At 55.4% G+C, this 24,351-nt stretch carries 24 protein-coding genes; 22 read left to right on the forward strand and 2 right to left on the reverse strand.

The features are described 5' to 3' along the window. The first annotated feature begins 560 nt into the window (after positions 1 to 560). The 16 genes from purS to MJ257_RS21420 all read left to right on the forward strand — a co-directional run bounded on the left by purS (position 561) and on the right by MJ257_RS21420 (position 17,410). Positions 561 to 806: a phosphoribosylformylglycinamidine synthase subunit PurS gene (gene purS, locus MJ257_RS21345; RefSeq protein WP_155606687.1), complete on the forward strand. Its 246-nt coding sequence runs from the start codon at positions 561 to 563 to the stop codon at positions 804 to 806. A 3-nt stretch (positions 807 to 809) separates the two neighbouring features. Next, on the forward strand, positions 810 to 1,499 hold the full coding sequence (gene purQ, locus MJ257_RS21350; protein ID WP_240271140.1) for a phosphoribosylformylglycinamidine synthase subunit PurQ: 690 nt from the start codon (positions 810 to 812) through the stop codon (positions 1,497 to 1,499). Further along, on the forward strand, positions 1,477 to 3,720 hold the full coding sequence (gene purL / locus MJ257_RS21355) for a phosphoribosylformylglycinamidine synthase subunit PurL (protein ID WP_240271141.1): 2,244 nt from the start codon (positions 1,477 to 1,479) through the stop codon (positions 3,718 to 3,720). Before purQ ends, purL begins: the two co-directional genes overlap by 23 nt. Continuing rightward, the gene (purF, locus tag MJ257_RS21360; protein ID WP_240271142.1) at positions 3,705 to 5,186 is read left to right on the forward strand and encodes an amidophosphoribosyltransferase; all 1,482 of its coding nucleotides are present in this window, start codon (positions 3,705 to 3,707) and stop codon (positions 5,184 to 5,186) included. The genes purL and purF overlap by 16 nt, the downstream gene beginning before the upstream one ends. Before the next feature lie 109 nt (positions 5,187 to 5,295). After that, on the forward strand, positions 5,296 to 6,339 hold the full coding sequence (gene purM / locus MJ257_RS21365; RefSeq protein ID WP_240271143.1) for a phosphoribosylformylglycinamidine cyclo-ligase: 1,044 nt from the start codon (positions 5,296 to 5,298) through the stop codon (positions 6,337 to 6,339). Next, a complete protein-coding gene (purN, locus tag MJ257_RS21370; protein ID WP_240271144.1) occupies positions 6,339 to 6,956 on the forward strand; it encodes a phosphoribosylglycinamide formyltransferase in 618 nt (205 codons plus the stop codon). Before purM ends, purN begins: the two co-directional genes overlap by 1 nt. Positions 6,957 to 7,087: 131 nt before the next feature. After that, positions 7,088 to 8,635: a bifunctional phosphoribosylaminoimidazolecarboxamide formyltransferase/IMP cyclohydrolase gene (gene purH, locus MJ257_RS21375; RefSeq protein WP_240271145.1), complete on the forward strand. Its 1,548-nt coding sequence runs from the start codon at positions 7,088 to 7,090 to the stop codon at positions 8,633 to 8,635. A gap of 315 nt (positions 8,636 to 8,950) precedes the next feature. Next, positions 8,951 to 10,222: a phosphoribosylamine--glycine ligase gene (gene purD, locus MJ257_RS21380; RefSeq protein WP_240271146.1), complete on the forward strand. Its 1,272-nt coding sequence runs from the start codon at positions 8,951 to 8,953 to the stop codon at positions 10,220 to 10,222. A gap of 138 nt (positions 10,223 to 10,360) precedes the next feature. Further along, a complete protein-coding gene (locus MJ257_RS21385) occupies positions 10,361 to 10,582 on the forward strand; it encodes a hypothetical protein (RefSeq protein WP_240271147.1) in 222 nt (73 codons plus the stop codon). 151 nt (positions 10,583 to 10,733) lie between these two features. Next, a complete protein-coding gene (ilvA, locus tag MJ257_RS21390; protein ID WP_240271148.1) occupies positions 10,734 to 11,996 on the forward strand; it encodes a threonine ammonia-lyase IlvA in 1,263 nt (420 codons plus the stop codon). 285 nt (positions 11,997 to 12,281) lie between these two features. Continuing rightward, positions 12,282 to 13,292 carry an ABC transporter ATP-binding protein gene (locus tag MJ257_RS21395; protein WP_240271149.1) on the forward strand — a complete coding sequence of 337 codons (1,011 nt, stop codon included), beginning with the start codon at positions 12,282 to 12,284 and terminating at the stop codon, positions 13,290 to 13,292. Further along, positions 13,285 to 14,043 (forward strand): ABC transporter permease, encoded by a 759-nt coding sequence (locus tag MJ257_RS21400; RefSeq protein WP_240271150.1) that lies wholly within the window; start codon positions 13,285 to 13,287, stop codon positions 14,041 to 14,043. Before MJ257_RS21395 ends, MJ257_RS21400 begins: the two co-directional genes overlap by 8 nt. Before the next feature lie 48 nt (positions 14,044 to 14,091). After that, positions 14,092 to 14,466: a GntR family transcriptional regulator gene (locus tag MJ257_RS21405; RefSeq protein WP_240271151.1), complete on the forward strand. Its 375-nt coding sequence runs from the start codon at positions 14,092 to 14,094 to the stop codon at positions 14,464 to 14,466. Positions 14,467 to 14,513: 47 nt separating this feature from the next. Continuing rightward, a complete protein-coding gene (locus tag MJ257_RS21410) occupies positions 14,514 to 15,209 on the forward strand; it encodes an ABC transporter ATP-binding protein (protein ID WP_240271162.1) in 696 nt (231 codons plus the stop codon). After that, on the forward strand, positions 15,210 to 15,992 hold the full coding sequence (locus tag MJ257_RS21415; RefSeq protein ID WP_240271152.1) for a hypothetical protein: 783 nt from the start codon (positions 15,210 to 15,212) through the stop codon (positions 15,990 to 15,992). Positions 15,993 to 16,048: 56 nt separating this feature from the next. Then, positions 16,049 to 17,410: an erythromycin esterase family protein gene (locus MJ257_RS21420; protein ID WP_240271153.1), complete on the forward strand. Its 1,362-nt coding sequence runs from the start codon at positions 16,049 to 16,051 to the stop codon at positions 17,408 to 17,410. A gap of 13 nt (positions 17,411 to 17,423) precedes the next feature. Here MJ257_RS21420 and MJ257_RS21425 read toward each other — a convergent pair whose 3' ends face one another. Next, positions 17,424 to 18,152 carry a DUF1129 family protein gene (locus tag MJ257_RS21425; protein WP_240271154.1) on the reverse strand — a complete coding sequence of 243 codons (729 nt, stop codon included), beginning with the start codon at positions 18,150 to 18,152 and terminating at the stop codon, positions 17,424 to 17,426. A 314-nt stretch (positions 18,153 to 18,466) separates the two neighbouring features. Here MJ257_RS21425 and MJ257_RS21430 point away from each other — a divergent pair, with 314 nt between their 5' ends. The 3 genes from MJ257_RS21430 (at position 18,467) to MJ257_RS21440 (ending at position 20,550) form a co-directional block, all read left to right on the forward strand. After that, the gene (locus MJ257_RS21430; RefSeq protein ID WP_240271155.1) at positions 18,467 to 18,688 is read left to right on the forward strand and encodes a hypothetical protein; all 222 of its coding nucleotides are present in this window, start codon (positions 18,467 to 18,469) and stop codon (positions 18,686 to 18,688) included. Positions 18,689 to 18,822: 134 nt separating this feature from the next. Then, positions 18,823 to 19,647, forward strand: coding sequence for an alpha/beta hydrolase family protein (locus MJ257_RS21435; RefSeq protein ID WP_240271156.1), 825 nt, complete (start codon positions 18,823 to 18,825; stop codon positions 19,645 to 19,647). A 114-nt stretch (positions 19,648 to 19,761) separates the two neighbouring features. Next, positions 19,762 to 20,550 (forward strand): dioxygenase family protein, encoded by a 789-nt coding sequence (locus tag MJ257_RS21440; RefSeq protein ID WP_240271157.1) that lies wholly within the window; start codon positions 19,762 to 19,764, stop codon positions 20,548 to 20,550. Positions 20,551 to 20,653: 103 nt separating this feature from the next. Here MJ257_RS21440 and MJ257_RS21445 read toward each other — a convergent pair whose 3' ends face one another. Then, entirely contained in the window at positions 20,654 to 21,136 is a 483-nt protein-coding gene (locus MJ257_RS21445) for a DoxX family membrane protein (RefSeq protein WP_240271158.1), read from the reverse strand. Positions 21,137 to 21,350: 214 nt separating this feature from the next. Here MJ257_RS21445 and MJ257_RS21450 point away from each other — a divergent pair, with 214 nt between their 5' ends. From MJ257_RS21450 to MJ257_RS21460, 3 genes are all read left to right on the forward strand, one after another. Next, positions 21,351 to 22,421, forward strand: coding sequence for a DUF3048 domain-containing protein (locus MJ257_RS21450; RefSeq protein ID WP_240271159.1), 1,071 nt, complete (start codon positions 21,351 to 21,353; stop codon positions 22,419 to 22,421). 191 nt (positions 22,422 to 22,612) lie between these two features. Further along, a complete protein-coding gene (locus MJ257_RS21455; protein WP_240271160.1) occupies positions 22,613 to 23,227 on the forward strand; it encodes a DUF47 domain-containing protein in 615 nt (204 codons plus the stop codon). A gap of 82 nt (positions 23,228 to 23,309) precedes the next feature. Further along, positions 23,310 to 24,299, forward strand: coding sequence for an inorganic phosphate transporter (locus MJ257_RS21460; protein ID WP_240271161.1), 990 nt, complete (start codon positions 23,310 to 23,312; stop codon positions 24,297 to 24,299). Positions 24,300 to 24,351 lie beyond the last annotated feature (52 nt).

A 24,351-nucleotide genomic window follows, 5' to 3' on the forward strand; every position in this document is an offset into this window, starting at 1 on the left:
CCCCAAGGCCCTTATTGATCCGGATATTCGGGGATGACTGACGTAACGGACCGAAGAGACCATATTTTGCCGGGGCGGCTCAGTTAGTTGCCACCTGGGACCCAATAACGTCTGTGGAGTCCGTTAGCCGGGGAAATACCCGGGAAATGAGTAAATAGCGTCATTACGGTCCGTTAGAGGTTGAGGGCTGGCGAGTGAGGGACCAGAACATGGCCTTTTGGGAGCCTTTTGAGGATTATCCCTTTCGCTCAGGAAGGGTAGGGGCCAGAGAGCAAGAGGCTTAGCGAACAAATAAGTAAGCAAGCAATTAAGTAAGTAAGCAATTAAGTAAATTAGCAATCAAGCAATCAAGTAAGCAGGTAAGCAAGCTATTATGCAATCAAGCAATCAAGTAAGCAGGTAAGCAAGCAATTAAGCAAGCAATTAAGCAAGCAATGAAGCAAGCAAGCAAGTAAGCAAGTAAGCAGGTAATTAAGCAGATCCATAAGCAATTATGGGAATCCAGCCAGATCCAAGCGGCCGTGCCGCACAAGTCCAAACTTAGGAGGAACACGAGGAACATGATGAAAGCGAGCGTTTATGTCACGATCAAGCAAAGCGTACTTGACCCGCAGGGGGTAGCCGTTCAAGGAGCGCTCCATTCCATGGGGTTCAGAGAGGTGGACAGTGTCCGCATCGGCAAATATATGGAGCTGACGCTCGACACGAACGATCGCTTCGAGGCGGAAGCCCGAGTCAAAGCGATGTGCGAGAAGCTGTTGGCCAATACGGTGGTAGAAGACTACCGCTTCGAATTGGAGGCCTAAACCATGAAATTCGCGGTACTCGTATTCCCCGGTTCCAACTGTGATATCGACTGTTACAAAGCGGTGGAAGAGACGTTGGGCGAACCGGTCGACTATGTGTGGCACACGGCCACCGATTTGTCCGCTTACGATTGCATCCTGGTTCCCGGCGGGTTCTCCTACGGCGATTACCTGCGGTGCGGAGCGATTTCCCGCTTTGCGCCGGTGATGGCGGAAGTCGCCAAAGCCGCGGAAGAAGGCAAATACGTGCTGGGCATCTGCAACGGATTCCAGATCTTGACGGAAGCCGGTCTGCTGCAGGGCACGCTGCGCCGCAACGAGTCGTTGAAGTTCCGTTGCCATGATACGGAGCTGCGCGTGGAGAACAACGATAACCCGTTTACGTCGCTGTATGCGCCGGGCGAAGTGATCACGATTCCGATCGCGCACGGCGAAGGTAACTATTATTGCGATGAAGAGATGCTGGAGCAGCTTAAACGAAACAATCAGATTATTTTCCGGTACGTTCAAAATCCGAACGGCTCGGTGGACGATATCGCCGGCATCTCCAACGAACGCGGGAACGTCGTCGGCATGATGCCGCACCCGGAGCGGGCGGTAAGCTCCTTGCTTGGTTCGGAGGACGGCAAGAGAATGTTTACATCCATTTTGAAAGCTTGGAGGGATCGGCATGAGTCAGCAAGTGTCCGCTAAGGAACCGAATGCAGAACAAATTGCGGAGCAGAAAATTTACAAACAGATGGGCGTTTCCGACAGCGAATACGAACTGATTTGCGGATTCCTCGGGCGCAAGCCGAATTATACGGAAATCGGCGTGTTTAGCGTCATGTGGTCCGAGCATTGCGCCTACAAAAACTCGAAGCCGCTGTTGCGTCGTTTTCCGACCAGCGGCCCGCGCGTGCTGATGGGGCCGGGCGAAGGCGCCGGGATCGTCGATATCGGCGACAACCAAGCGGTTGTTTTTAAAATCGAAAGCCATAATCACCCCTCGGCGGTCGAGCCGTACCAAGGCGCGGCGACGGGCGTGGGCGGGATTATTCGCGATATTTTCTCCATGGGATCCAGACCGATTGCGCTGCTGAACTCCCTTCGTTTCGGCAAGCTGGAAAGCGACCGGGTGAAGTATTTGTTCGAGCACGTCGTGTCCGGAATCGCGGGATACGGCAACTGCATCGGCATTCCGACGGTCGGCGGGGAAGTCGTGTTCGACGAGAGCTACGAAGGCAATCCGCTGGTGAATGCGATGTGCGTGGGGCTGATCGACCATGATAAAATCCAGCGCGGCGTTGCCAAGGGCGTCGGCAATCCGGTGTTTTACGTCGGTCCGCCAACGGGCCGGGACGGCATTCATGGCGCTACGTTCGCCTCGGAAGAACTGACGGAGGAATCCGAAGCGAAGCGGACGGCGGTGCAGGTCGGCGACCCGTTCATGGAGAAGCTCGTAATGGAAGCTTGCCTCGAATTAATCGACACCGGCATCGTGCTGGGCATCCAGGACATGGGCGCGGCCGGCTTGACCTGCTCCAGCGCGGAAATGGCCAGCAAGGCCGGCAACGGTCTCGAGCTGTATCTCGACCAGGTACCGCAGCGCGAAGAAGGCATGACCGCCTACGAAATGATGCTGTCGGAGTCGCAGGAACGGATGCTGTTCGTCGTTGAGCCGAAGGATGAGGCGCAGGCGCGGGAAATTTTTGAGCGTTGGGGCGTGATCTGCGCGAAGGTCGGCAAAGTGACGGACGATGGCCGCCTGAAGCTGTTCCATCACGGGGAATTGGTCGGCGATATGCCGGTCAAGGCGCTGGTGGACGAATGCCCGATTTACGACAAGCCGTCGGAAGTGCCGGCTTATTATGAGCAGAACGCATCGGTGGATACAACCCGTTACGAAGAGGTGCGCGATTTGGGCGCGGCGCTGGAGCAAGTGCTGGCCTCGCCTTCCGTCGCGAGCAAAGCGTGGGTATATAACCAATACGATTACATGGTCCGCACGAGCACGGCGGTTCGTCCGGGTTCGGACGCCGCGGTGGTGACGGTTCACGGCACGCGCAAGGCGCTGGCGATGACGACCGACTGCAACGGGCGGTTCGTGTACCTGGACCCGGAAGTCGGCGGACGGATCGCGGTCAGCGAAGCGGCGCGTAACATCGTCTGCTCCGGTGCGGAGCCGCTGGCCATCACCGACAACCTGAATTTCGGCAGCCCGGAGAAGCCGGATATTTTCTGGCAGATGGAACGGGCGGTCGACGGGATGGCGGAAGCGTGCCGTGTGCTGAACACGCCGGTCATTGGCGGGAACGTCAGCTTGTACAACGAGAACGCGAAAGGCGCGATTTATCCGACGCCGGTCGTGGGCATGGTTGGCTTGGTGCACGATACGGATCATATTACGACGCAGGGCTTCAAAGCGGCAGGGGACGTCCTCTTCCTGCTGGGTGAAACGAAAGCGGAGCTGGGCGGCAGCGAGCTGCAGGCAATCGTGCACGGCGTCGTGGAAGGACGTCCGCCACAACTGGATTTGGACGCGGAGAAAAAACTGCTCGGCGCCGTGCTGGAAGCGATCCAAAGCGGGCTGGTGCGTTCGGCGCATGACTTGTCCGAAGGCGGCCTGGCCGTCGCCTTGGCCGAATCGTGCATCAGCGGCGGAATTGGCGCCAAGGTAGATGTCGCGAGCGGGCTGCGGCCCGACTTTGCGTTGTTCAGCGAATCGCAGTCCCGGATTCTGCTGTCGGCTTCGCCGGAGAAGGCGGAGGCGCTGGAGAAACGGCTTGCGGAACGCGGCGTGCCTTGCGCGCGGATCGGGGTCGTGGAAGGTTCCGAACTGAACGTTGCCGTGAACGGAACGGAGGTTCTGAGCAAGCCGGTGGAGCAGTTGACACGCGCCTGGGAGGATGTCATTCCATGTCTGATGCAATAAAACCAGCGCAGAGACTTTGGACCGGAGATTACTACAACGAAGGGGCAGGACATGCCGATCCGTTCGACACGTTACGCGAGGAATGCGGCGTGTTTGGCGTATTCGGCCATGCCGAAGCGGCTTCCCTGTCCTACTACGGACTGCACGCCCTGCAGCACCGGGGAGAGGAAAGCGCGGGAATCTGCACGACCGACGGAGTGGACTTCCATTACCACCGCGGCATGGGACTCGTCAAGGAAGTGTTCGACCGCGACAAGCTGTCCTCGCTGAACGGCGACCGTTCGATCGGACACGTCCGCTATTCGACGAGCGGGGACAGCAAGTTGACGAACGCGCAACCGCTGATTTTTAAATACCGCGACGGCGATTTGGCGGTGGCGACCAACGGCAATATCGTGAACGCCCCGAAAATCCGCCGTCAATTGGAGCAAAGCGGCTCGATCTTCCAGACGACGAGCGATACGGAAGTCATCGCGCATCTGATCGCCCGCTCGCCGAAGGATTTCGTCGAGGCGGCAAGGGACGCGCTCCGTCAACTGGTGGGGGGCTTCGCCTTTCTGCTGCTGACGAACGACAAGCTGATCGCGGCCAGCGATCCGAACGGCTTGCGGCCGCTCGTCATGGGGCGGCGCGGTGACGCGTACCTGTTCTCGTCCGAGACGTGCGCGTTCGAGGTCGTCGGCGCGGAGACGCTCCGCGAAATCCAGCCCGGCGAAATGCTGGTGCTGGACCGGGACGGCCTCCGCGAGGAACGTTACGCCGAGCCGGAACGCAAAGCGTTGTGCGCGATGGAGTATATTTACTTTGCGCGTCCCGACAGCGACATGAACGGCTCAAACCTGCATGCCAGCCGCAAGCGGATGGGGCAGATGATGGCGCAGGAGTCGTTCGTCGACGCGGACGTGGTCACCGGCGTGCCCGATTCCAGCATCTCTGCGGCTATCGGTTATGCGGAGCAGACCGGTATCCCTTACGAGCTGGGCCTGATCAAAAATAAATACACCGGCCGCACGTTCATTCAGCCGAGCCAGGAGCTGCGCGAGCAGGGCGTGAAGATGAAGCTGAGCGCCGTGCGCCGCGTCGTGGAAGGCAAACGCGTGGTGATGATCGATGACTCGATCGTGCGCGGCACGACCTCGCGGCGGATCGTCAATCTGCTGCGCGAGGCCGGCGCGACGGAGGTGCATGTCCGCATTACCTCGCCGCCGTTCAAGAACCCTTGCTTCTACGGCATAGATACGCCGGATCGCGGCGAGCTGATCGCCTCGTACAAATCGGTGGAAGAGATCTGCCGGGAGATTAACGCGGATTCGTTGGAGTTTCTGAGCCCGCGGGGGTTGATCCAGGCTGTGGGCGGGGAGAACGCCAAGGACTACAAAGGCGGCCTCTGCATGGCCTGCTTTGATAACGATTATCCGACCCGGACGGATTTTGACGGAGAAGCGAAGTTTGGCTGTACTTGCTGACGGTTGCCGGCGATCCTGCGCGATACATTTCATAGCATGAAATGTTGGGGATTGCGATCGATAGATGTTTTTTTGAATTACCTCTAATCCAAAGGAGTGGGTCCCTCTCGTGTCTGAAGCATATAAGAAAGCCGGCGTCGATATCGCGGCCGGGAATGAAGCGGTTGAGCGCATGAAAAAACACGTCAAACGGACGTTCCGTCCGGAAGTGATGACCGATTTGGGCGGCTTTGGCGCTTTGTTCGGTTTGAACAAGGACAAATACGCGGAGCCCGTGCTCGTGTCGGGAACGGACGGCGTGGGCACGAAGCTGAAAATCGCCTTTGCCATGGATAAGCACGATACGATCGGGATCGACGCGGTGGCGATGTGCGTGAATGATATCGTTGTTCAAGGGGCGGAGCCGCTCTTTTTCCTCGATTACCTGGCGTGCGACAAGGTCGTGCCGGAGAAAATCGAGGCGATCGTCGCCGGTATCGCCGAGGGCTGCAGCCAATCGGGCTGCGCGCTGATCGGCGGCGAGACCGCGGAGATGCCGGGCATGTACGGCGAAGGCGAATACGACATCGCCGGCTTTACGGTCGGTGTCGTCGACAAAAGCAAAATCGTGAACGGCAGTCGCATCGCTCCCGGTGACATGGTGATCGGACTTGCGTCCAGCGGCGTGCACAGCAACGGGTTTTCGCTCGTTCGCAAGCTGCTGCTGGATGATGCGGGTTACGCCTTGACCGACAAGCTTCCCGAGCTGAACGGGGAGGCCCTGGGCGACGTCCTGCTCACGCCAACCAAGCTGTACGTCAAGCCGGTGTTATCCCTGCTGGAGCAGGTGGACGTGAAGGGGATGGCGCATATTACGGGCGGAGGTTTCATCGAAAACATCCCGCGCGTGCTGCCGGAAGGGGTGAACGTCGAAATCGCGTATGGTTCTTGGCCGGTTTTGCCGATCTTCGACTTGCTGCAGAAACGGGGGAACGTCAGCCCTCGGGATATGTTCACGACGTTTAACATGGGGATCGGCCTCGTGGTTATCGTGGCCGAGGACCAGGCGGAGCAAGCGGTCGCCGTATTGGAACAGGCAGGCGAAACGCCTTACGTCATCGGCAGAGTGAACGAAGGACAACGGGTAGTGACCTTTGCGGGGGCGGACGTCTAATGGGCGCAAAGTATCGGATCGCCGTATTCGCTTCGGGGCAGGGCAGCAATTTTCAAAATTTGCTGGACGCTTCGCGGGCGGGCGAGCTGGATGCCGAGATCGTGCTGCTCGTTTGCGACAAACCGCAAGCCTTCGTCGTCGAACGGGCCCGTCGGGCCGGCGTCGAATGTTATCTATTTGACCCGAAGGCCTACGCGCGCCGGGAGGACTACGAAGCAGAAATCGCTGCCGAGCTGGAGAAGCGCAGTGTCGATTTGGTGGTGCTGGCCGGTTACATGCGCCTGCTCACCGCGGAGCTGGTGGAACCTTACGCCGGACGAATGATTAATATTCATCCGTCTTTGCTGCCGGCTTTTCCGGGTAAAAACGCGATCGGCCAGGCCTGGGACTACGGCGTAAAAATGACGGGGGTTACGGTGCATTTGGTTGACGGCGGGATGGATACCGGGGCGGTCGTTGCGCAAGCGGCGGTTGAGATCGCGCCGAACGATACGCTGGAATTGCTCGAAGCCAAGATCCATGCGGCGGAACAGCGTTTATATCCGCAGGTCGTGTCGTGGTTCGCTAAAAACCGGGTGCGCGTCGAAGGCAGAAAGGTTACCGTTCTGTCTGAATAGGTAGCGCTGGAATGCGCTTGATTGCGGGATTTTCGCAGGGAATGGGTCGCGTGAGGAAGACGTGCAGGGGTTTCGATATTTCCCGAGAAATATCGGGGGCATGATTCGCCAAAATAAAGGAGGAGCCGATTGTGAGTATAAAAAGAGCGCTCGTAAGCGTGTCGGATAAAACGGGCATCGTGGATTTTTGCCGCGAGCTGTCGCAGTTGGGTGTGGAGATCATATCGACAGGGGGCACGAAAAACCTGCTGGCGAAGGAGGGCGTTCCGGTCATCGGAATTTCCGATGTTACCGGGTTCCCGGAAATCCTCGACGGACGCGTTAAAACGCTGCATCCTGCGGTGCATAGCGGGCTGCTGGCGGTACGCGACAGCGAGGAACACCAAGCACAGATGAAGGAGCTGGGACTGGATTATATCGACCTGGTGGTCGTCAATCTGTATCCGTTCCAGGAAACCATCGCCAAGCCGGACGTCACCTATGAGGACGCCATCGAAAATATCGACATCGGCGGACCCACGATGCTTCGCTCGGCCGCAAAAAACCATGCGTACGTCAGCGTCGTTGTCGACGCCGCCGACTATGGGACGGTGTTGGACGAGGTGCGCGCGAGCGGCGATACGACGCTTGAGACGCGCAAACGGCTTGCGGCCAAAGTTTTCCGCCATACGGCGGCTTATGATGCCCTGATTTCCGACTATTTGTCGAAGGTGACCGGCGATCCGCTGCCGGAGCGTTATACGGTAACCTACGAGAAAATCCAAGATTTGCGTTACGGCGAAAACCCGCATCAAAAAGCGGCATTTTACCGCAAACCGCTGGCGGCGGCCGACACGCTCACCGGCGCGGAGCAGTTGCACGGGAAAGAGCTCTCCTACAATAATATCAACGATGCCAACGCGGCGCTGCAAATCGTCAAGGAATTCGACGAGCCGGCGGTGGTGGCGGTCAAACATATGAACCCTTGCGGCGTCGGAGTTGGCGCGAGCGTGCTGGAAGCCTACCAGAAAGCGTACGAAGCCGATCCGGTGTCGATCTTCGGCGGGATCGTGGCGGCCAACCGCATCATTGACGCCGATACGGCGATGCTGCTGAAAGAGATTTTCCTGGAGATTATTTTGGCGCCGGGCTTTACGGATGAGGCGCTGGAGATCCTCACGAAGAAGAAAAATATCCGCCTGTTGAAGCTTGGCGGTCTGGAGCTGGGCGCAAGCCGGAGCAGCCAGTTCGTCGTCACCTCGATCGACGGCGGTATGGTGGTGCAGGAGAGCGACGTGCATTCGCTGAAGGAATCCGACTTGACGGTCGTTACCGATCGCAAGCCAACCGAAGCGGAGTTGAAACAGCTGTTGTTCGGCTGGAAAGTCGTTAAGCATGTGAAGTCTAACGCGATCGTGCTGGCGAAGGACGACATGACCATCGGCGTTGGCGCGGGGCAGATGAACCGCGTCGGTGCGGCCAAGATCGCCATCGAGCAGGCGGGGGATAAAGTGAAAGGCAGCATCCTGGCGTCGGACGCGTTTTTCCCGATGGGCGATACGGTCGAAGCGGCGGCCAAGGCCGGCGTCACCGCGATCATCCAACCGGGCGGCTCCGTGAAGGACGAGGAATCGATCAAGGTTGCGAACGAGTACGGCATCGCCATGGTATTCACCGGCGTGCGCCATTTCAAGCACTAAGCCGGAGCGCTACGGCAGACCGCTTACGGCGGCCTGCCGTTTGTTTTACGTAGCAGCATGTCGTTCGTTTGACCGATCGGCTTTAACTAAATGGAAAACCTCCAACTATTTTGCCGGTCATAAGCCGTTTTTGCTCATTTTGCTGGAAATCCTCCATTTATTTTTGGCGGAAACGGCCCGATTTGCCATTTTGGCTGAATTTAGATGTAGGATTTCCACTTCATGGTGCGGGTACGTTAGTTCAGGGTCAAATCAGTGGAGAAAATCCACTTCGTGATCAAGTTGCTCTACCAAGTTCAATTTAGGGGGAGACGTATGGATATTTTGGTGATTGGCGGAGGCGGTCGCGAGCACGCGATTTGCTGGAGCTTGGCGAAAAGTCCAAAGGCCGGGACGATTTATTGCGCTCCGGGGAATGCGGGGATCGGGGAAGTCGCCGAGCTGGTCCCGATTCCGGTGAACGATTTCGACAAACTGGCGGCGTTTGCCGAAGAGAAGCGCGTCGGCCTGGTTGTCGTCGGCCCGGACGATCCGCTTGCGGACGGCATTGTGGACGTATTCGAGGCGAAGAACATCCCCGTATTCGGTCCGCGCAAGAATGCCGCGCATATCGAAGGCAGCAAGACATTCATGAAGGACCTGCTCAAGAAATACAACATCCCGACCGCTGCGTACGAGAAGTTCAACGACTACGAGCAGGCGCTGGCCTATCTGCACAGCCGTCCGGTGCCGATCGTCATCAAGGCGGACGGTCTTGCGGCAGGCAAAGGCGTAACGGTCGCTTTTACCCGTGAAGAAGCGGAAGCGGCGCTGAAGAGCATCATGGTCGACAAAGTGTTCGGCGAATCCGGCAGCCAGGTCGTGATCGAGGAATTCCTCGAAGGGCAGGAAATGTCGATCCTGTCGTTCGTTGACGGGGAAACCGTGCGCCCGATGGCCGCGGCGCAAGACCACAAGCAGGTGTATGACGGCGACAAAGGACCCAATACCGGCGGGATGGGCACCTACTCCCCCTTGCCGCATATCGCGGATTCGATCATTGACGAAGCGATCGAGACGATCATCAAGCCGACCGCCCGAGCGATGGTTGCCGAAGGCCGGCCGTTCCGCGGCGTGCTGTTCGCCGGGTTGATGATCACGCCGGATGGCAAGCCGAAGACAATCGAATTTAACGCCCGGTTCGGCGACCCGGAGACCCAGGTCGTGCTGCCGCGGCTGAACAGCGATCTGCTCGAAATTTTCCTGGCGGCGGTAAACGGCACGCTGGACCAGGCGGAGATCGAGTGGAGCGAGCAAGCGGCGGTTTGCGTTGTGCTGGCGTCCGGCGGTTATCCGGCGTCCTATCCGAAGGGCTTGCCGATCCGCGGTTTGGACGAGGCGCAAGCGGCGGGGGCGCTGGTGTTCCATGCCGGGACGGCCAAGAACGACGCGGACGAGTGGGTCACGAACGGCGGGCGCGTGCTTGGCGTCGTCGGTCTCGGCAAGACGATCGCCGAAGCCCGCGACCAGGCGTACAAGGCGGCAGAACACATCACGTTCGAGGGCAAGCATCAACGTACGGATATCGCCGCGAAGGCACTTGTATAGGGATGGGGACGCCGACAACCTGCGCTCCGCGTAGCCGCATTCAAGGATAATCCGTTTCCGATTCGCGCATGTTAAGGGATATTGGGGAGATATCATTTTGGATTCCCCCGCAATTCTCTATCGGGAGGCGGCATTAATATGAGCGACAAGATGAAGGAAATGCTACCGGTCTCGCGCGAAGAAGTGGAAGTTGACGGCGTGTACCGGGACGAGCTGGGACGTGAAGAGTATTTGCAAAAAGGCGAGGAGTTCCCTTCCGACCCGGTTTACGGCACGATGGAGTGGGAACTGAGCGAGCTATCCCAGGAGAAAAACTCCAAAGGCCATACCGACGACCGATTAATCCCGAAGAAAAAATAACCCTTCGTGACCGTAACGCCCTTCCGACCCGGGAGTATTGCCCGCACGGAGGGGCGTTTGCCTGCCGCCGCGCAAAATAACTTGAACCGGAGGCGGTTTCGGGTGTAACTTTATTAGAATGAGAGATTTGAGCAGAAGCGAGGAGAACTAGATGAATCAGGCGGAACGACAAACCGTAGGCATGGAAGACATCGTCAAGGCGCATCATGTATTGAAGGAAGTGGTCACCCGAACCCCTTTGCAGCTCGATGCGACGTTATCGTCCAAATACGAATGCAGCGTTTATTTAAAAAGGGAAGATTTGCAGGTCGTGCGCTCGTTCAAGATCCGCGGGGCGTATAATATGATCCGCAGCCTGCAACCCGAGGATCTGGAGAGAGGCATCGTGTGCGCTAGCGCCGGCAACCATGCGCAAGGCGTAGCGTTCTCCTGCAACGCTCTTGGCATTCAAGGGAAAATTTATATGCCCAGCACGACGCCAAACCAGAAAATCAAGCAGGTGAAAAGATTTGGCGGCGAACACGTGGAGGTCGTCCTAATCGGGGACACCTATGACGATGCGTACGCGGAGGCGATGAAAGCCTGCCGGGAAGGCGGCATGACCTTCATTCATCCGTTCGACGATCCGAAGATTGTTGCCGGAAACGGGACGATCGGCATGGAGATTATGGAAAGCTTGACAACGCCGGCCGATTACCTTTTCGTGACGATTGGCGGCGGCGGGCTGGTGTCGGGCGTCGGGACTTATTTCAAGACGGTCAGTCCGGAAACGAAGCTGATCGGCGTGGAGCCGTCCGGCGCGGCGTCCATGACGGAGGCTTTGAAGCGGAAGCAAGTAGTGACGTTGGAATCGATCGACAAATTCGTCGACGGGGCTGCGGTCAAGCGGGTCGGCGATCTGAATTATGAGATATGCGCCAACCTTCTGGACGATATCGTCCAGGTTCCGGAAGGCAAAGTGTGCACGACCATTCTTGAGTTGTATAACGACAGCGCCATCGTGGTGGAGCCGGCAGGGGCGTTGCCCGTATCCGCGCTGGATATGTACCGCGACCAGATTCGCGGGAAGACGGTGGTGTGCGTGATCAGCGGCGGGAACAACGATATCGACCGGATGCAGGAAATGAAGGAGCGGTCGCTGATCTACGAGGGGCTGAAGCACTACTTCCTGATCAATTTCCCGCAGCGTGCCGGAGCGCTCCGCGAGTTCCTCGAAGAGGTGCTGGGGCCGAGCGACGATATTGCGCGGTTTGAGTACACGAAGAAGCACAATAAGGAGAACGGCCCGGCCCTGGTCGGCATTGAACTGAGCGACAAAGCCGATTATGAGCCGTTGATCGGTCGTATGGCCGCTAAAGGGATCGTATATACCGAGCTTAATCGGGATTTGAATTTGTTTAACTTGCTGATCTAGGGATACCGGGGAATTCAGCGATTCGTGAAGCTGGCAGCCCTCTTCGATTTCGGTCGAAGAGGGCTTTTTTGCGTTGTGTGCGTTTGAGTTGGGGGATCGGGGAGAGCCGGCGGTTTACGGCCAAAAAGGTCAGTTGGCGACCGGGATGAGCACACCAGGGGCAGCGGCGCACGGGGAGGCAAGCTAGTACTCGCCCGGAACAAATGTTGAAAATGGGCTTTACAATACCAATGCATTAGTGTACTATTTAACTATGACACTGATACATTGGAGGAGTGGATCGAAGTGAACGTGCAACTTGAGCATACGGAAAACGGGGCGGCCGGCGCGGAGGCGGCCGCGGCCCCGGCTAACGCGGCAGGGCGGGAACCGGTCGTATTGTCGGTTAAACAGGTGACGAAGCGCATCGGCAGCAAGCGGATCGTCGATAAGCTGTCTTTTGATATTCGACGCGGGGAAATCGTTGGTCTGCTGGGGCCGAACGGTGCAGGGAAAACGACAACGATCCGGATGATCGTCGGCTTGATCGGGATGACGGAGGGCGACGTGCAGATAAAGGGCGTCAGCGTTCGGGAGCATTTCGCAAGAGCGATTGCCCATGTCGGCGCGATTATTGAGAATCCGGAGTTTTATCCGTATATGACCGGGTATGACAATTTGAAGCAATATCAGCGGATGAGCGAGGGGATCACGGAAGAGCGGATTCGGGAAGTTACCCGGCTGGTCGGTTTGGAGAAGGCGATGAATAAACGCGTGAAAGCCTACTCGCTGGGGATGCGCCAACGCCTCGGGATTGCGCAAGCTTTATTGCATCGTCCGTCGATCCTGATTCTCGATGAGCCGACGAACGGGCTCGATCCTGCGGGGATCCGGGAAATGCGCGACTACCTCAAGCGCATCGCTTCCGAAGAAGGCATCGCCGTGCTCGTATCCAGCCACCTGTTGGCCGAGATGGAGCTGATGTGCAGCCGCGTGGTCGTCATCCAGGAAGGGAAGCTCGTGACGGAACGCGTCCTGGGGGGAGCTGCCGAGAAGGCCGAGGAGCGGGTGAATGTGATGTTTCGGGTAGGCGACGCCGAAGCGGCGAAAGCCCGGCTGATTCGGATGGAAGAAATCCGCATGCTGGGGATGTCTCCGGAGCGGGGAGAAGTGACGGTTTCCGTGCGCGACAGCTATATTCCGCGCGTCGTTGGCGCGCTGGGCGGCGAAGGCATCGCCATATATCGGATTGAAGAGGTTAAAGCCTCGTTGGAAGACGAGTTTTTGAAATGGACGGGAGGGAACCAAATTGCTTAGTTTTACCCGGCTTGTCGTAAATGAATGGCTGAAGATGTCCAAGAAACGCAGCTTTTTCATCCCTTATGCGCTGATCGCCGTGTTTATCGCCGGGATGCTTTACATGATGTATGCTTTTTCGGAGCAACCGCCAGCGTTTCTTGAGTTTGCCGCGATGGCGGTGTCGAGATACGGCTTAGGGCAAATGCTCACGTTACTGGTCATCATCTGTACGGCCGGCATTGTAGCGAAGGAGCACAGTCTGGGAACGATCAAACTGCTGCTGATTCGTTCGCAAAGCCGCATCCGCATCCTAGCTTCCAAATATGTAGCCGTGCTGCTGTTCACGCTGTCGCTCTTCGTCTTTACGCTTGCGGTTGCACTGCTCGGCGGAGGGCTGATCTTCGGATTCGGCGGCGTGCAGGGAACGGGTTGGGACGATGTTCTGTATGGCGCCTGGTATCAACTTGTTTATACCGTCGTTTACGTTACGATTACTTTCCTTGCCAGCATTCTGACGCGTTCAACGGGGGCGACGATCGGCATCGGCATGTTTCTCGTCTTGCTGGAAGAGCTGGCGGTGGTTCTGCTTTCGAGATATGCCTTCGCCAAATATATTATTTTCGCCAATGCCGACTTATCGGTCTATATGAACGGGAATCCGCCGTTGCCGGGCATGACGTTAACCTTCTCCGCCGTGGTGATCGCCGCCTATTTGGCCTTGTTTCTCGCAATCAGCTTTGTTACGTTTAAAAAACGGGATGTCGCTTGACCGGTAAAATCTATACCCGCGACATACGGCGGAAAGGAGCCATGAAATGTGACCATCGAATTCGACAATAATCTGCCGATCTATTTGCAAATCATGAATTATTTAAAACGGGAAATCGTGACCGGCAGACTCAAGGCTGGCGATAAAATCCCGTCGGTGCGCGAGCTCGCGGCCGAGCTGCAAATCAACCCGAACACCGTGCAGCGGACTTTTCAGGAATTGGAGCGTGAAGCCGTCGTGGAAACGAAACGCGGACTCGGAAGATACGTGACAAGCGAGGAATCGAAAATTATGACCATTAAAAAAGAGATGGCCGGCGAACTGCTCGACCGCTTCATCGGCGGGATGCAGGAGCTGGGTTTCAGCAGTCAGGATATCGCGGCGATTGTCGCGGAAGCCGTGCAAAGCGAAGAACGGCGATAGGAGGGAGGAAGATGGAGCGGATGGATCAGAAGGATCGGACAGATCAAATGGATCAACTATTGAAGCTGAAGGGCGTATCCAAGTCTTACGGTGGCAAAAAAGCGCTGCGCGGCGTATCCTTGAGCGTCGGCAAAGGAAAAATCGTTGGCCTGCTCGGCACCAACGGCAGCGGAAAAAGCACGCTGATGAAGATTGTCGCCGGTTTGATTCCGGCTTCTAGCGGACAAGTAACGGTAGACGGGACGCCGGTGGGATTGGCGACCAAGTCGCTCGTCTCATTTATGCCGGACCGCCCGCTGACCGAGCCGTGGATGAAGGTGCGCGACGCGATAGGGCTATACCGGGATTTTTACGCCGATTTTGACGAGGAGAAAGCCCAGACAATGCTGAAATTTATGCAACTGAATGAAGGGGATAAAATCAGTTCGCTGTCCAAAGGGATGAATGAGCGGTTGCAGCTTACACTAACGCTGTCGCGGAACGCCAAGCTGTATTTGCTGGATGAACCGATCGGAGGCGTAGACCCGGTAGCGCGGGATAAAATTTTGGATGCGATTGTGGAGTTCTACAGCGAGGACAGCAGTTTGATCGTTTCGACGCATTTGGTGCGGGATATCGAGCGGATCTTCGATGAGGTGATCTTTATCCGCGACGGGGAAATCGTCATACAGGAAGAAGTGGAGGATTTGCGGGTCAAATACGGCAAAAGCGTCGACGATATGTTTAAGGAGGTGTTTGCGTAAATGCTGAGATTGCTGAAGTACGATTTGAAAAGAAATGGCAATACCTTTCTCATTGTAGGTGCCATATTGGTGATTACTGAAGCTTTTTTCTCAATTTACGGCAACTCCAGAGGGTGGGTTCAGGCCTCGATTATTGCTTTGTGTGTGATGTTATATCTATTTGTCGCTATGCTGCTCGTTATTTTTTCGCTGAGAACATTCCAGAACAACCTAAGAGCTTACAGCCGGAGACTGTTGCCCGTTCGTACGATATGGAGCGTTCTGTCTCCCTGGATGCTCGGGCTAATCGGCATCCTCCTTCTGGGCATCGTCGCTATCATTCACGGATTCATCTATAACGCTTTTGTCGGATTTGGGCTGTATGATCATCTGCTCTTTTACGGTAATGGCATTCAGAGCTTCGAGCAACTCGTATTGTCTTTCCCCGACTTGGCGTCAATCGCAATGCAATTGTTGTTGATATATACGTTTTTGTATGCGCTGGTGGCGTTGTCGATTACTATCGGGGCAATGATACGCGGCAAGCTCGGAACCTGGGTCGGCCTATTGAGTTTTCTGGTCATTCAGTACGGATCCGGCTGGCTTGCCAGCAAATTGTTTGGAGTGGGTGCCGGACAAGGGGTGCCCTTCGTTGTTATCGAATCGAGTTCAAAGAGAGCGATAGAGGCCTCGGTCTCTTCGGGAGTTTCTATTGCCTGGGGGCCTGCCTTATTTGAAATAGCTTTTGTGGGGCTGATGTTATTCGCAATCGTATATTTGATGAACCGGAAAGTGGAAATCTAGAGAACTTAGGGGACATGGTAAATATGAAGATGCGATTCAAAAAATGGACCGGAGTCATGTTATCGTTGATGTTAGTCTGTTCCATGGTATTGGCACCTGCCGATGCTCTGGCCGCGATTGACCAGAGCCAGAAGGAGTGGCTGCGGCAAAACGCCCATCCGTTGACGTCGCTGGAGTCCGTGGATTATAGCGACCTCGCCTTTTTAAAGCCGCTGTTAAAGGATAAAACCGTTGTCAGTCTCGGGGAAAATTTCCACCGCGTAGCCGAATACAGCAGTATAAAAACCAGACTGATTAAATTTTTGCACGAAGAGATGGACTTTGACGTGATCGCTTTTGAATCGGGGATGGGGGATGCGGCGGCCGTATTCGAGACCCGGGATTCCCTTACCCCGGAGGAGATGATGGGCGCTTCGATCTTTCCGATCTGGCACTCCAAGGAAACCTTGGAGCTGTTCGATTATATCAAAGAGCAGGGAAAGGGCGACAAACCGCTGTACTTGGCGGGATATGACAATCAGTTTACGAGCTCTTATTTGACCCAATTTATTGGCGAGGGGATCGCAAGGCTGGACTTAAACAAGGGAAAAGCTTTTTTTCGGATGGAATTACAGGCGGTCACGGACTGGTACGACGTTATAAATAAATACGGACTTTCTACCAAGGATCCGGCTTACAAAAAGGAAATGCGGGCTGTGATCGACAAATATGTGCCTCAATATCATGAAGTCATCAAGTATGTGGAGGAGCACCGTAATGAACTGACGGCTTTTTATCCCAACCAGCCTCATATCGCCGATATTTTTCTGAGAAGCTTAAGCGACCATATCGCTTTTCTGGAGAGCGGGCTGGAGGATGTCAAGGATGCTTATTCCTCTCGGGACGTATTGATGGCGGAAAATCTCGAATGGGTGATGAGGACGCTGTATCCGGGGAAAAAAGTGATTTTGTGGGCCCACAATGATCATTTGGCCAAAAACACTTCGAAAATGCGGGTGAAGGAAGACGGCAAGTGGATCCACAGCTTTACGAGCATGGGCGAACTGCTGCAGCGGAAGCTGAAGGATAACATGTATGTGATCGGACTTTACATGAATCGCGGTTCATCCGTGACGATCACTTCACAAAAACCGTTTACGATTCAGCCTGCCACGGAAGGAAGTCTCGAGCACCTGATCATGCAAAGCGGATATGCGAATTCCTTTATTGATTTGAGCAAGCATAAAGTAAAGGATGCGCGAAATGCCTGGATGTTCCGGCCGATCTACGCTTCCGAGGATGGGATGACCTCAGAACAGATTCTGCCGAATGTGATGCAGTTCATCCCGAAGGAGCAGTATGACGGAATTATCGTCATTGACAAGGTGAAGGCTCCCACACCCTTGAACTCCTCCGAGAATACGAAGACCAACGAGTAAATCGAAAGCGTGGCTATTGCCGTCCTTTAGACCGTCGGCCAAATATGAAAATCTGCCCGGCCAGGCCGATGAGAAAGATGATCAGACTGTCCCACGGTGATACGGTAAATGCCGGCATGATGCGGTTCAGCAACGAGCCGACGAAGATGACCCCGACTGCGATCGCCACATAGAGGCCGAACGCGCGGAGATTGAATCTGCGGAACGCGGGCTGCGGCTGCTCGTTCAAGTCGGAGGATTCCGCCTTCGCTTGAGCCGGCTTGCCGCCGTGGCCGAGAAACCGGATGACCAGCTCGATCAGGACGATCGACAGCACGGCGATGATCAGGAGGGAAGAACTGCTGATTTGCGTGTACTCCAGCTCGCCGCCGAACCATTTGCTGAAAAAGCCGGTGATCATATAAATAAAGAAGACCCAGGTCAAAGCAACCCAGGGAATCATGGCGTAATATTTGATTTTGTCCTTCAGCGTCCGCGGCTTCCGCGTCAGCACGTCATCCGCCAGCTGTTCGCAGTACGCCACCGGGTCGCTACCGAACAGTTCCGCCGCCGAAACCCCTTTTTCCTGATTTTTGACGATTTGCCGAGCCAGGCCAAGCAGGATTTCCTCGCCCTTGGCTTCGGTCAGCGAGCTTGCGCCGGAGCGGAAGTGCATGACCATTTCCCCGAAATACGCTTCGTTCTCCGGCGTCATCCGCTGTCGCAATCGTTTGGTTTCGCCGATCATTTCATGGATATACATGAAAGTATCTCTCCTCCCAGGTTGTACACGTCTTGATGTTCCCGAAAAGCGTTTTGCATTACCGTTTTTCTCCAGTAGTATACTGCATCCCTTGTCCGATTCGCAAGGGACCATGGCAGGGCTGAGTCGGTAGCCCGAACGGAACCGATGGATTATGAACATTCCTTGAACTAGGAATAAAAAGCGTCCCCCCCTCCCAAAACTATAAGTGCGAGTTCAAAAAATCAGGTTTTCAGGACCGAGCAGGCGCCGGCGAAAAGGCATGCTTTGCCGGTTAGTGACCTGTACACTAATCGTTGCGGGAGGCAGAGCCAGTGGGAAAATATGAATCGGAGCTGACCCGGAGGTATTTGCTGAACAGCAACTCCCGGGGCAGCCTGGAAGAAATCGTAACGAACGATACCGCCGAGGAGGGCGGCATGTTGTGCGGAGATGACGAAAATTGCGACGAAGGTCATATGGGCAATCACCAGTTCATGAAAGAGTGGGAAGGCCGGGTTACGACCCATGCTTATTTCCGGCAATCTTACGAATAAGCCCGCAGGCTTCCCGTGGCGTACCGATTGACACCCCGTTTCCGGAAATGATAAGATGAGTTTAAATCACATTAAACTTATCGGATTTAGTAGTTATAAAAATCATTGCCGGAGTACGGGGAGGAGACGGGGATATGGAAAGACAAATCGTCATCAATCATGGAGAAGAACAGCTTGCGGCCAGCATACATTACCCGGCCGAGAATAAAACAGGGGGGCGCTGCAACCGCGCTCCCCTGGTCGTCATTTGCCACGGCTTCGTCGGCAGCCGGATCGGCGTCGACCGTCTGTTTGTGAAGACGGCGCGGGAACTCGCGGCGGACGGTTTCCTCGTGCTCCGGTTCGATTACCTCGGCTGCGGCGAGAGCAGCGGCAATTACGGCGAGCATGGAGTGGAGTCTATGGTCGCCCAGACCCGAACGGTGTTGGACTATGGTCTTGGAGCGTTCGACATCGACCCGACGCGGGTGTCGCTGATCGGGCACAGCCTTGGCGGTTTGATGGCCCTCTTGACCGCGAATCGAGACCGGCGCGTGAAAAACCTTGTCTTATGGTCGGCCGTAGGATATCCGTTCAGCGATATCGTCAAAATTACCGGGCGCGAGTTATACGACCGGGCGGTGAAGCAAGGTGCCGCAGACTATATGGGATATGGGCTGACGCCGAAGTTCTTCGATTCGCTTGGCGAATTTCAGCCGTTCCAGGAAGCCGTTAAATTTACCGGCGACGTGTTTGTGGTGCATGGAACTTCCGACGATACGATTCCGGCGGATTACGCTTTCTTGTTTCAGAAGGTGTTCTGGATGCGGCCGGAGGGGCGCTGCGATAAAGAAATTATTTTCCAAGGCAATCATACGTTTTCGTCCGGCGAACACCAGCACCAGGTCATCCGGAAGACGAAGGAATGGCTCGGAGGACTGGAGGCCAAGCAAACCGAATGGCAGCATTGGATGATCTGAAGGCGGGGAGGGAAGGTTCACGGCGGACCGGGTACACAAAAACTGGTAAAACTCTTCTTGGATGGATACAATGAAGATGTAACCATTTTTTGGCGTAGGGAGGTTTGGGAGCTCATGTCTCAGCCTGCATTGTTTATTGCACACGGATCGCCTACTTTGGCCATCGAGCAAAACGCATATACGGAATTTCTTCGTCAACTGGGCCAGACAACGCTGGAACCGCCCAAAGCCGTCGTGATTTTCTCAGCCCATTGGGAAGCTCCGGTACAATGGGTCACGACCGATACAGCCCATTCAACGATGCATGATTTCTACGGTTTTCCGGAAGACATGTATGCGATTGAATACCCGGCTCCGGGCAGTCCCGAGCTCAGCGGAGAAATTGAGGAGATCTTCCGTTCGCACAATTTGCCGTATAAGCCATCAGCGGGCAGAGGGCTCGATCACGGGGCTTGGGTCGTCCTGCGGCTGTTGTTTCCGTCCGCCGATATCCCGGTGGTGGCTTTATCCGTGGACGCCAAACGCGAACCCGAGGAGCAGTATGCCATCGGCAAGATGCTTGCCGAATTGCGGCATCGGAACATTCTTGTGATTGGCAGCGGGGGACTCGTTCATAATCTTCGCCTGCTGGATGGGGAAGCGCGGGAACCGGCCAAATGGGCCGTCGAATTCGACGATTGGGTAGGACGGCAACTGCAGAGCTGGGACTTGCGGCAGCTGTTTGATTATGATCGCAAAGCTCCGCATGTGCGCATGGCGATCCCTTCCTACGGACGGGAGCATTTTGCGCCGCTGCTGTACGCCATGGGGGCGGCTGATGACGAGCGGCAGGCCGTGAAGCTGTTTCAGGATTATCAGTATGGGAGCCTTAGCTTGAACTGCTGGAAGTTCGGCGGCCGTTGACGGGAGGAGGTTCCTTGTCCGGTTAAACGAAAGGCCGGTCGAAATAAATGAAGCGCAGTACCCAAGGTTTGGGGTCTGCGCTTTTTTTCGATGGAAGCGAACTTTAGCGCCGCCGCCCGAAGGTTTTGCGGAAATAAGGCTGGATGAAGGCATCCAAACCGATCCGTCCGGCGTTAGAGCCGGCCACCACGATAAAGATTTCCAGCAGGAGCAGCTGCGGGTTCGTACTTACCGTGCCCGAGAATAAAAAGGCGAAATTCATGACCATGCCAAAGAAGGCAGCCAGCCAGGTGAAGCCACCCAGGATAAGGCCGAGCCCAACGAGCACCTCGCCATAAGGAACCAGGATATTAAACAGGCCTACGTTCGGTAAGGCAAAAAGCTCAAGGAACGAAGCCCACCAGCTCTGCACGGCGGGGTGTTCGCCGCCGCTTTTCGCCAAGGCTCCGCTCAAATATCCGGCGGCGTCGAAACCGCCCGTCACTTTCCCCCAACCGGAGGTCAGCCACTCATATCCCACGTAGAGTCTTATCAGCAAAAGCAGCCAGGAAGCAACCGTACTTTCCCGTAACCATTTTACGATCATTTCTCAATCTCCTTTCCGCTCATGCGGCGACAATGTTCTTTCTTTTTCGTGGAAATCTTCCCCTATCTTAGTATTCATATTAGGGACAAAATTTAAAACAATCAATTATTATTTTAAATTTTAACAATTAATTTACCTGCGTGATGTTTCGGCTTTCCCCGAATCGGCGATTCAACGTATAATGTAGAAAACTCAGGAATTATGACGGAGGAACATGCCTTTGAAATCATTAAAGTTAAATTGGCTGCTCGTATCGCTGCTCATCGTCCTACTGTCCGCTTGCGGCAAGAACGGGGAAGCCGTTCCGCCCGCGGACGGCATTGCTCCGCCGCAAACGGCGGTCCCGGAGGAGAACGTTCCGCCCGAACCGGCGCCCCCGGCCTATACGGCCCCGCTGACGGGATTGCCGCTGGAGGAGCCGCTTACCCGCAGACCGGTCGCCATCATGATCAATAATGCGCCGGCGGCCCGCCCGCAATCGGGATTGATTGACGCGGATGTCGTTTACGAGGTGCTGGCCGAAGGCGGGGTCACGCGGCTGGTCTCGATCTTTCACAGTCAGGCGGACAACGCCAAGATCGGTCCGATCCGCAGCATCCGCCCGTACATGATCGATTTGGGCGAAAGTTATCACGGCGTGCTGGTACATGCCGGTGCGAGCAACGATGCCTATGCGATCTTGCAAAGGCAGCATAAGGAGGATCTGGACGAGATCACGAATGCCGGTTCCTTCTTCTGGCGGGACAAGTCCCGGAAGGCGCCGCACAATTTGTATTCCAACGTGGAGAAGCTGCTGGAAGGCGCCGCCAAGCGCGGATACGCAACGGAGGATGGAGCGGTGCCCGCGTACGCTTTTTATAAGGATAACGAACAACCCCATTCGTTTGAGACCGCGAATAACGTGGAGATTACCTTCCAACTGGACAATTACCGGGTCGGATACGAATACGATGCCGCGACCGGGCTTTACCAGCGGTCCATCAATGGCGCGCCGCACGCCGATCTGGAGAGCGGCGATCGGTTGACCGCCGCGAACGTTGTCGTGATGGGAGCCGACCACCGGGTGCTGGACGACGTTGGCCGGCTGGAGGTAGGGTTATCGCTCGGCGGCGAAGCGGTTTTGTTCCAGAAAGGCAAAGTGATTCGGGGCGAATGGGTCCGCAAGGAAGGCGACATCATCCGGTTCATTAAAGATAATGTGGAGCTGCCGATGGTGCCGGGCCAGACGTTTATCCATGTCGTGCCGAACACTCCGGATTTCGCCAGCCATGTTAAGGCGGAGTAAAATCGAGTCAGGCAGATTTTGTATTTTCAGGGCGATCGAAGGATATCTTTGGGAGATTTAGGGGAAATCTAAGCGTGATCGTGAAATGTTTGCGACATTATTTCCTATCTGTTAAATAGTTGTGATAAGATATTCAAGGTTGTGTAAAATCGACCGCAAGAATTACCTTATGGAGAGAAAAGGGGATACTGATGCGAGTGAAGAAGAAAGATATCTTTTTCCAGACGTTAGAGGACATGGCGGATACGATCGTGCATTCGGCGGATTATTTCGCCCAGCAGGTGGCGGAGTTCAAAGATGTTGAAGCGTTCGCCAAAAAGATGAAGGAATTCGAATCCATATGCGACGAATACACCCACAAAATCATCGTGGAATTGAACAAAACGTTCATTACCCCGATCGAACGGGACGACATCATGCACCTGATCACGGCGCTGGACGACGTCATCGACGGTTTGGAAGCCTCGACTTCTCGATTCTTCATGTACCATTTGACCGAACCTGACGAATATATCGCCCGTTTTGCGGAAATCCTGCGCAATTCGGCATACGAAATCCAAAAGGCGATCCATCTGCTGTCTCAGAAAAAATTGCTGGCGATCCGCGAGTATACGATCCGGCTGAACGACCTGGAGAACCAGGGCGACGAATTGCTGCGGATTTGCATCAAAGAGTTGTTCATGAAAGTGACCGATCCGATTGAGCTGATCAAGAAAAAAGAGATTTACGAACGGCTGGAAACAACGACCGACGCTTGCGAAAAAGTGGCCAATATGCTGGAATCCATCATTATGCGTAATTCTTAAGAACTTCACTTTATATTCGACATTCGGGAGGTTGGAATTGCGCGGATTTACATAGAGAGACAGCCATCTGTGCAAAAAAGCTATGGATACGAGTTTATTGATTATTCTTATCGTTATCATACTGGCGCTGGCGTTTGACTTCATCAATGGGTTTCATGATACGGCTAATGCGATCGCAACTTCGGTCTCGACGCGCGCGCTGAAGCCGCGGACGGCGATTATGATGGCAGCCGTCATGAACTTTCTGGGCGCGATTATGTTCACAGGGGTCGCCAAAACGATCGGCGGCAGCGTGGCCGATCCGGCAAAGCTGGATAACGGTCTGGAAGTGCTGATCGCTACGCTGCTGGCCGCGATCATTTGGAACCTCATTACGTGGTGGTTCGGAATTCCTTCGTCTTCCTCCCATGCGCTGATCGGCGCTTTGGCGGGGGCCGTGTATGTCGGCGCAGGACCGGACAAGCTGAACTGGAGCGGGTTTACGACGATCGTCGAAGGGTTGCTCTTCTCCCCGGTGATCGCTTTCGTGATCGGCTTTATTGTCATGATGATTTTAAAATGGATCTTCGCCAGACGCAGTCCGCATACCGTAAATAAGGGCTTCCGTTCGATGCAAATCGTAACCGCCGCGCTGCAAAGCTTCACGCACGGCACGAATGATGCGCAGAAAGCCATGGGGATTATCACGTTCGCCCTGGTGACGGCCGACTTCCAGGATCATATGGAAGTGCCGCTCTGGGTTAAGCTCGCCGCGGCAACGGCGATGGCCTTGGGGACGTCGATCGGCGGCTGGAAGATCATCAAAACGATGGGGACGAAAATCTTCAAAATCGAGCCGATCAACGGCTTCGCAGCGGATATCTCCGCCGCTTCGGTTATTTTCGGGGCGACGTTGATCCACCTGCCGGTCAGCACGACGCATGCCATCACCTCGTCCATCCTGGGCGTAGGTTCGGCCAAGCGGTTCTCCGCCGTCCGCTGGTCGGTGGCCGGACGCATCGTCGTTGCCTGGGTGATTACGATTCCGATCGTGTTTGTCATGGCCGGAGCTATCTACAAGCTCCTCTTTTAAGAGGAAGTTCAAAAAGTCGTCTTTTGATCACGAAGTAAAAGCAAGAAGCGGA

The organism is Paenibacillus timonensis, assembly GCF_022427145.1.
In the GTDB taxonomy this organism is placed as follows: Bacteria; Bacillota; Bacilli; order Paenibacillales; family Paenibacillaceae; genus Fontibacillus; species Fontibacillus timonensis.

Bases quoted from the DNA above. Each gene is read 5' to 3' on its own strand.
- purQ (WP_240271140.1), top strand. From the start codon at position 810: ATGAAATTCGCGGTACTCGTATTCCCCGGTTCCAACTGTGATATCGAC.
- MJ257_RS21385 (WP_240271147.1), top strand. From the start codon at position 10,361: ATGAGCGACAAGATGAAGGAAATGCTACCGGTCTCGCGCGAAGAAGTG.
- MJ257_RS21445 (WP_240271158.1), bottom strand. From the start codon at position 21,136: ATGATCGTAAAATGGTTACGGGAAAGTACGGTTGCTTCCTGGCTGCTT.
- ilvA (WP_240271148.1), top strand. From the start codon at position 10,734: ATGAATCAGGCGGAACGACAAACCGTAGGCATGGAAGACATCGTCAAG.
- purD (WP_240271146.1), top strand. From the start codon at position 8,951: ATGGATATTTTGGTGATTGGCGGAGGCGGTCGCGAGCACGCGATTTGC.
- purS (WP_155606687.1), top strand. From the start codon at position 561: ATGATGAAAGCGAGCGTTTATGTCACGATCAAGCAAAGCGTACTTGAC.
- MJ257_RS21425 (WP_240271154.1), bottom strand. From the start codon at position 18,152: ATGTATATCCATGAAATGATCGGCGAAACCAAACGATTGCGACAGCGG.
- MJ257_RS21440 (WP_240271157.1), top strand. From the start codon at position 19,762: ATGTCTCAGCCTGCATTGTTTATTGCACACGGATCGCCTACTTTGGCC.
- MJ257_RS21450 (WP_240271159.1), top strand. From the start codon at position 21,351: ATGCCTTTGAAATCATTAAAGTTAAATTGGCTGCTCGTATCGCTGCTC.
- MJ257_RS21460 (WP_240271161.1), top strand. From the start codon at position 23,310: ATGGATACGAGTTTATTGATTATTCTTATCGTTATCATACTGGCGCTG.
- MJ257_RS21455 (WP_240271160.1), top strand. From the start codon at position 22,613: ATGCGAGTGAAGAAGAAAGATATCTTTTTCCAGACGTTAGAGGACATG.
- MJ257_RS21410 (WP_240271162.1), top strand. From the start codon at position 14,514: ATGGATCAACTATTGAAGCTGAAGGGCGTATCCAAGTCTTACGGTGGC.
- purN (WP_240271144.1), top strand. From the start codon at position 6,339: ATGGGCGCAAAGTATCGGATCGCCGTATTCGCTTCGGGGCAGGGCAGC.
- MJ257_RS21435 (WP_240271156.1), top strand. From the start codon at position 18,823: ATGGAAAGACAAATCGTCATCAATCATGGAGAAGAACAGCTTGCGGCC.
- purL (WP_240271141.1), top strand. From the start codon at position 1,477: ATGAGTCAGCAAGTGTCCGCTAAGGAACCGAATGCAGAACAAATTGCG.
- MJ257_RS21420 (WP_240271153.1), top strand. From the start codon at position 16,049: ATGTTATCGTTGATGTTAGTCTGTTCCATGGTATTGGCACCTGCCGAT.
- MJ257_RS21415 (WP_240271152.1), top strand. From the start codon at position 15,210: ATGCTGAGATTGCTGAAGTACGATTTGAAAAGAAATGGCAATACCTTT.
- purF (WP_240271142.1), top strand. From the start codon at position 3,705: ATGTCTGATGCAATAAAACCAGCGCAGAGACTTTGGACCGGAGATTAC.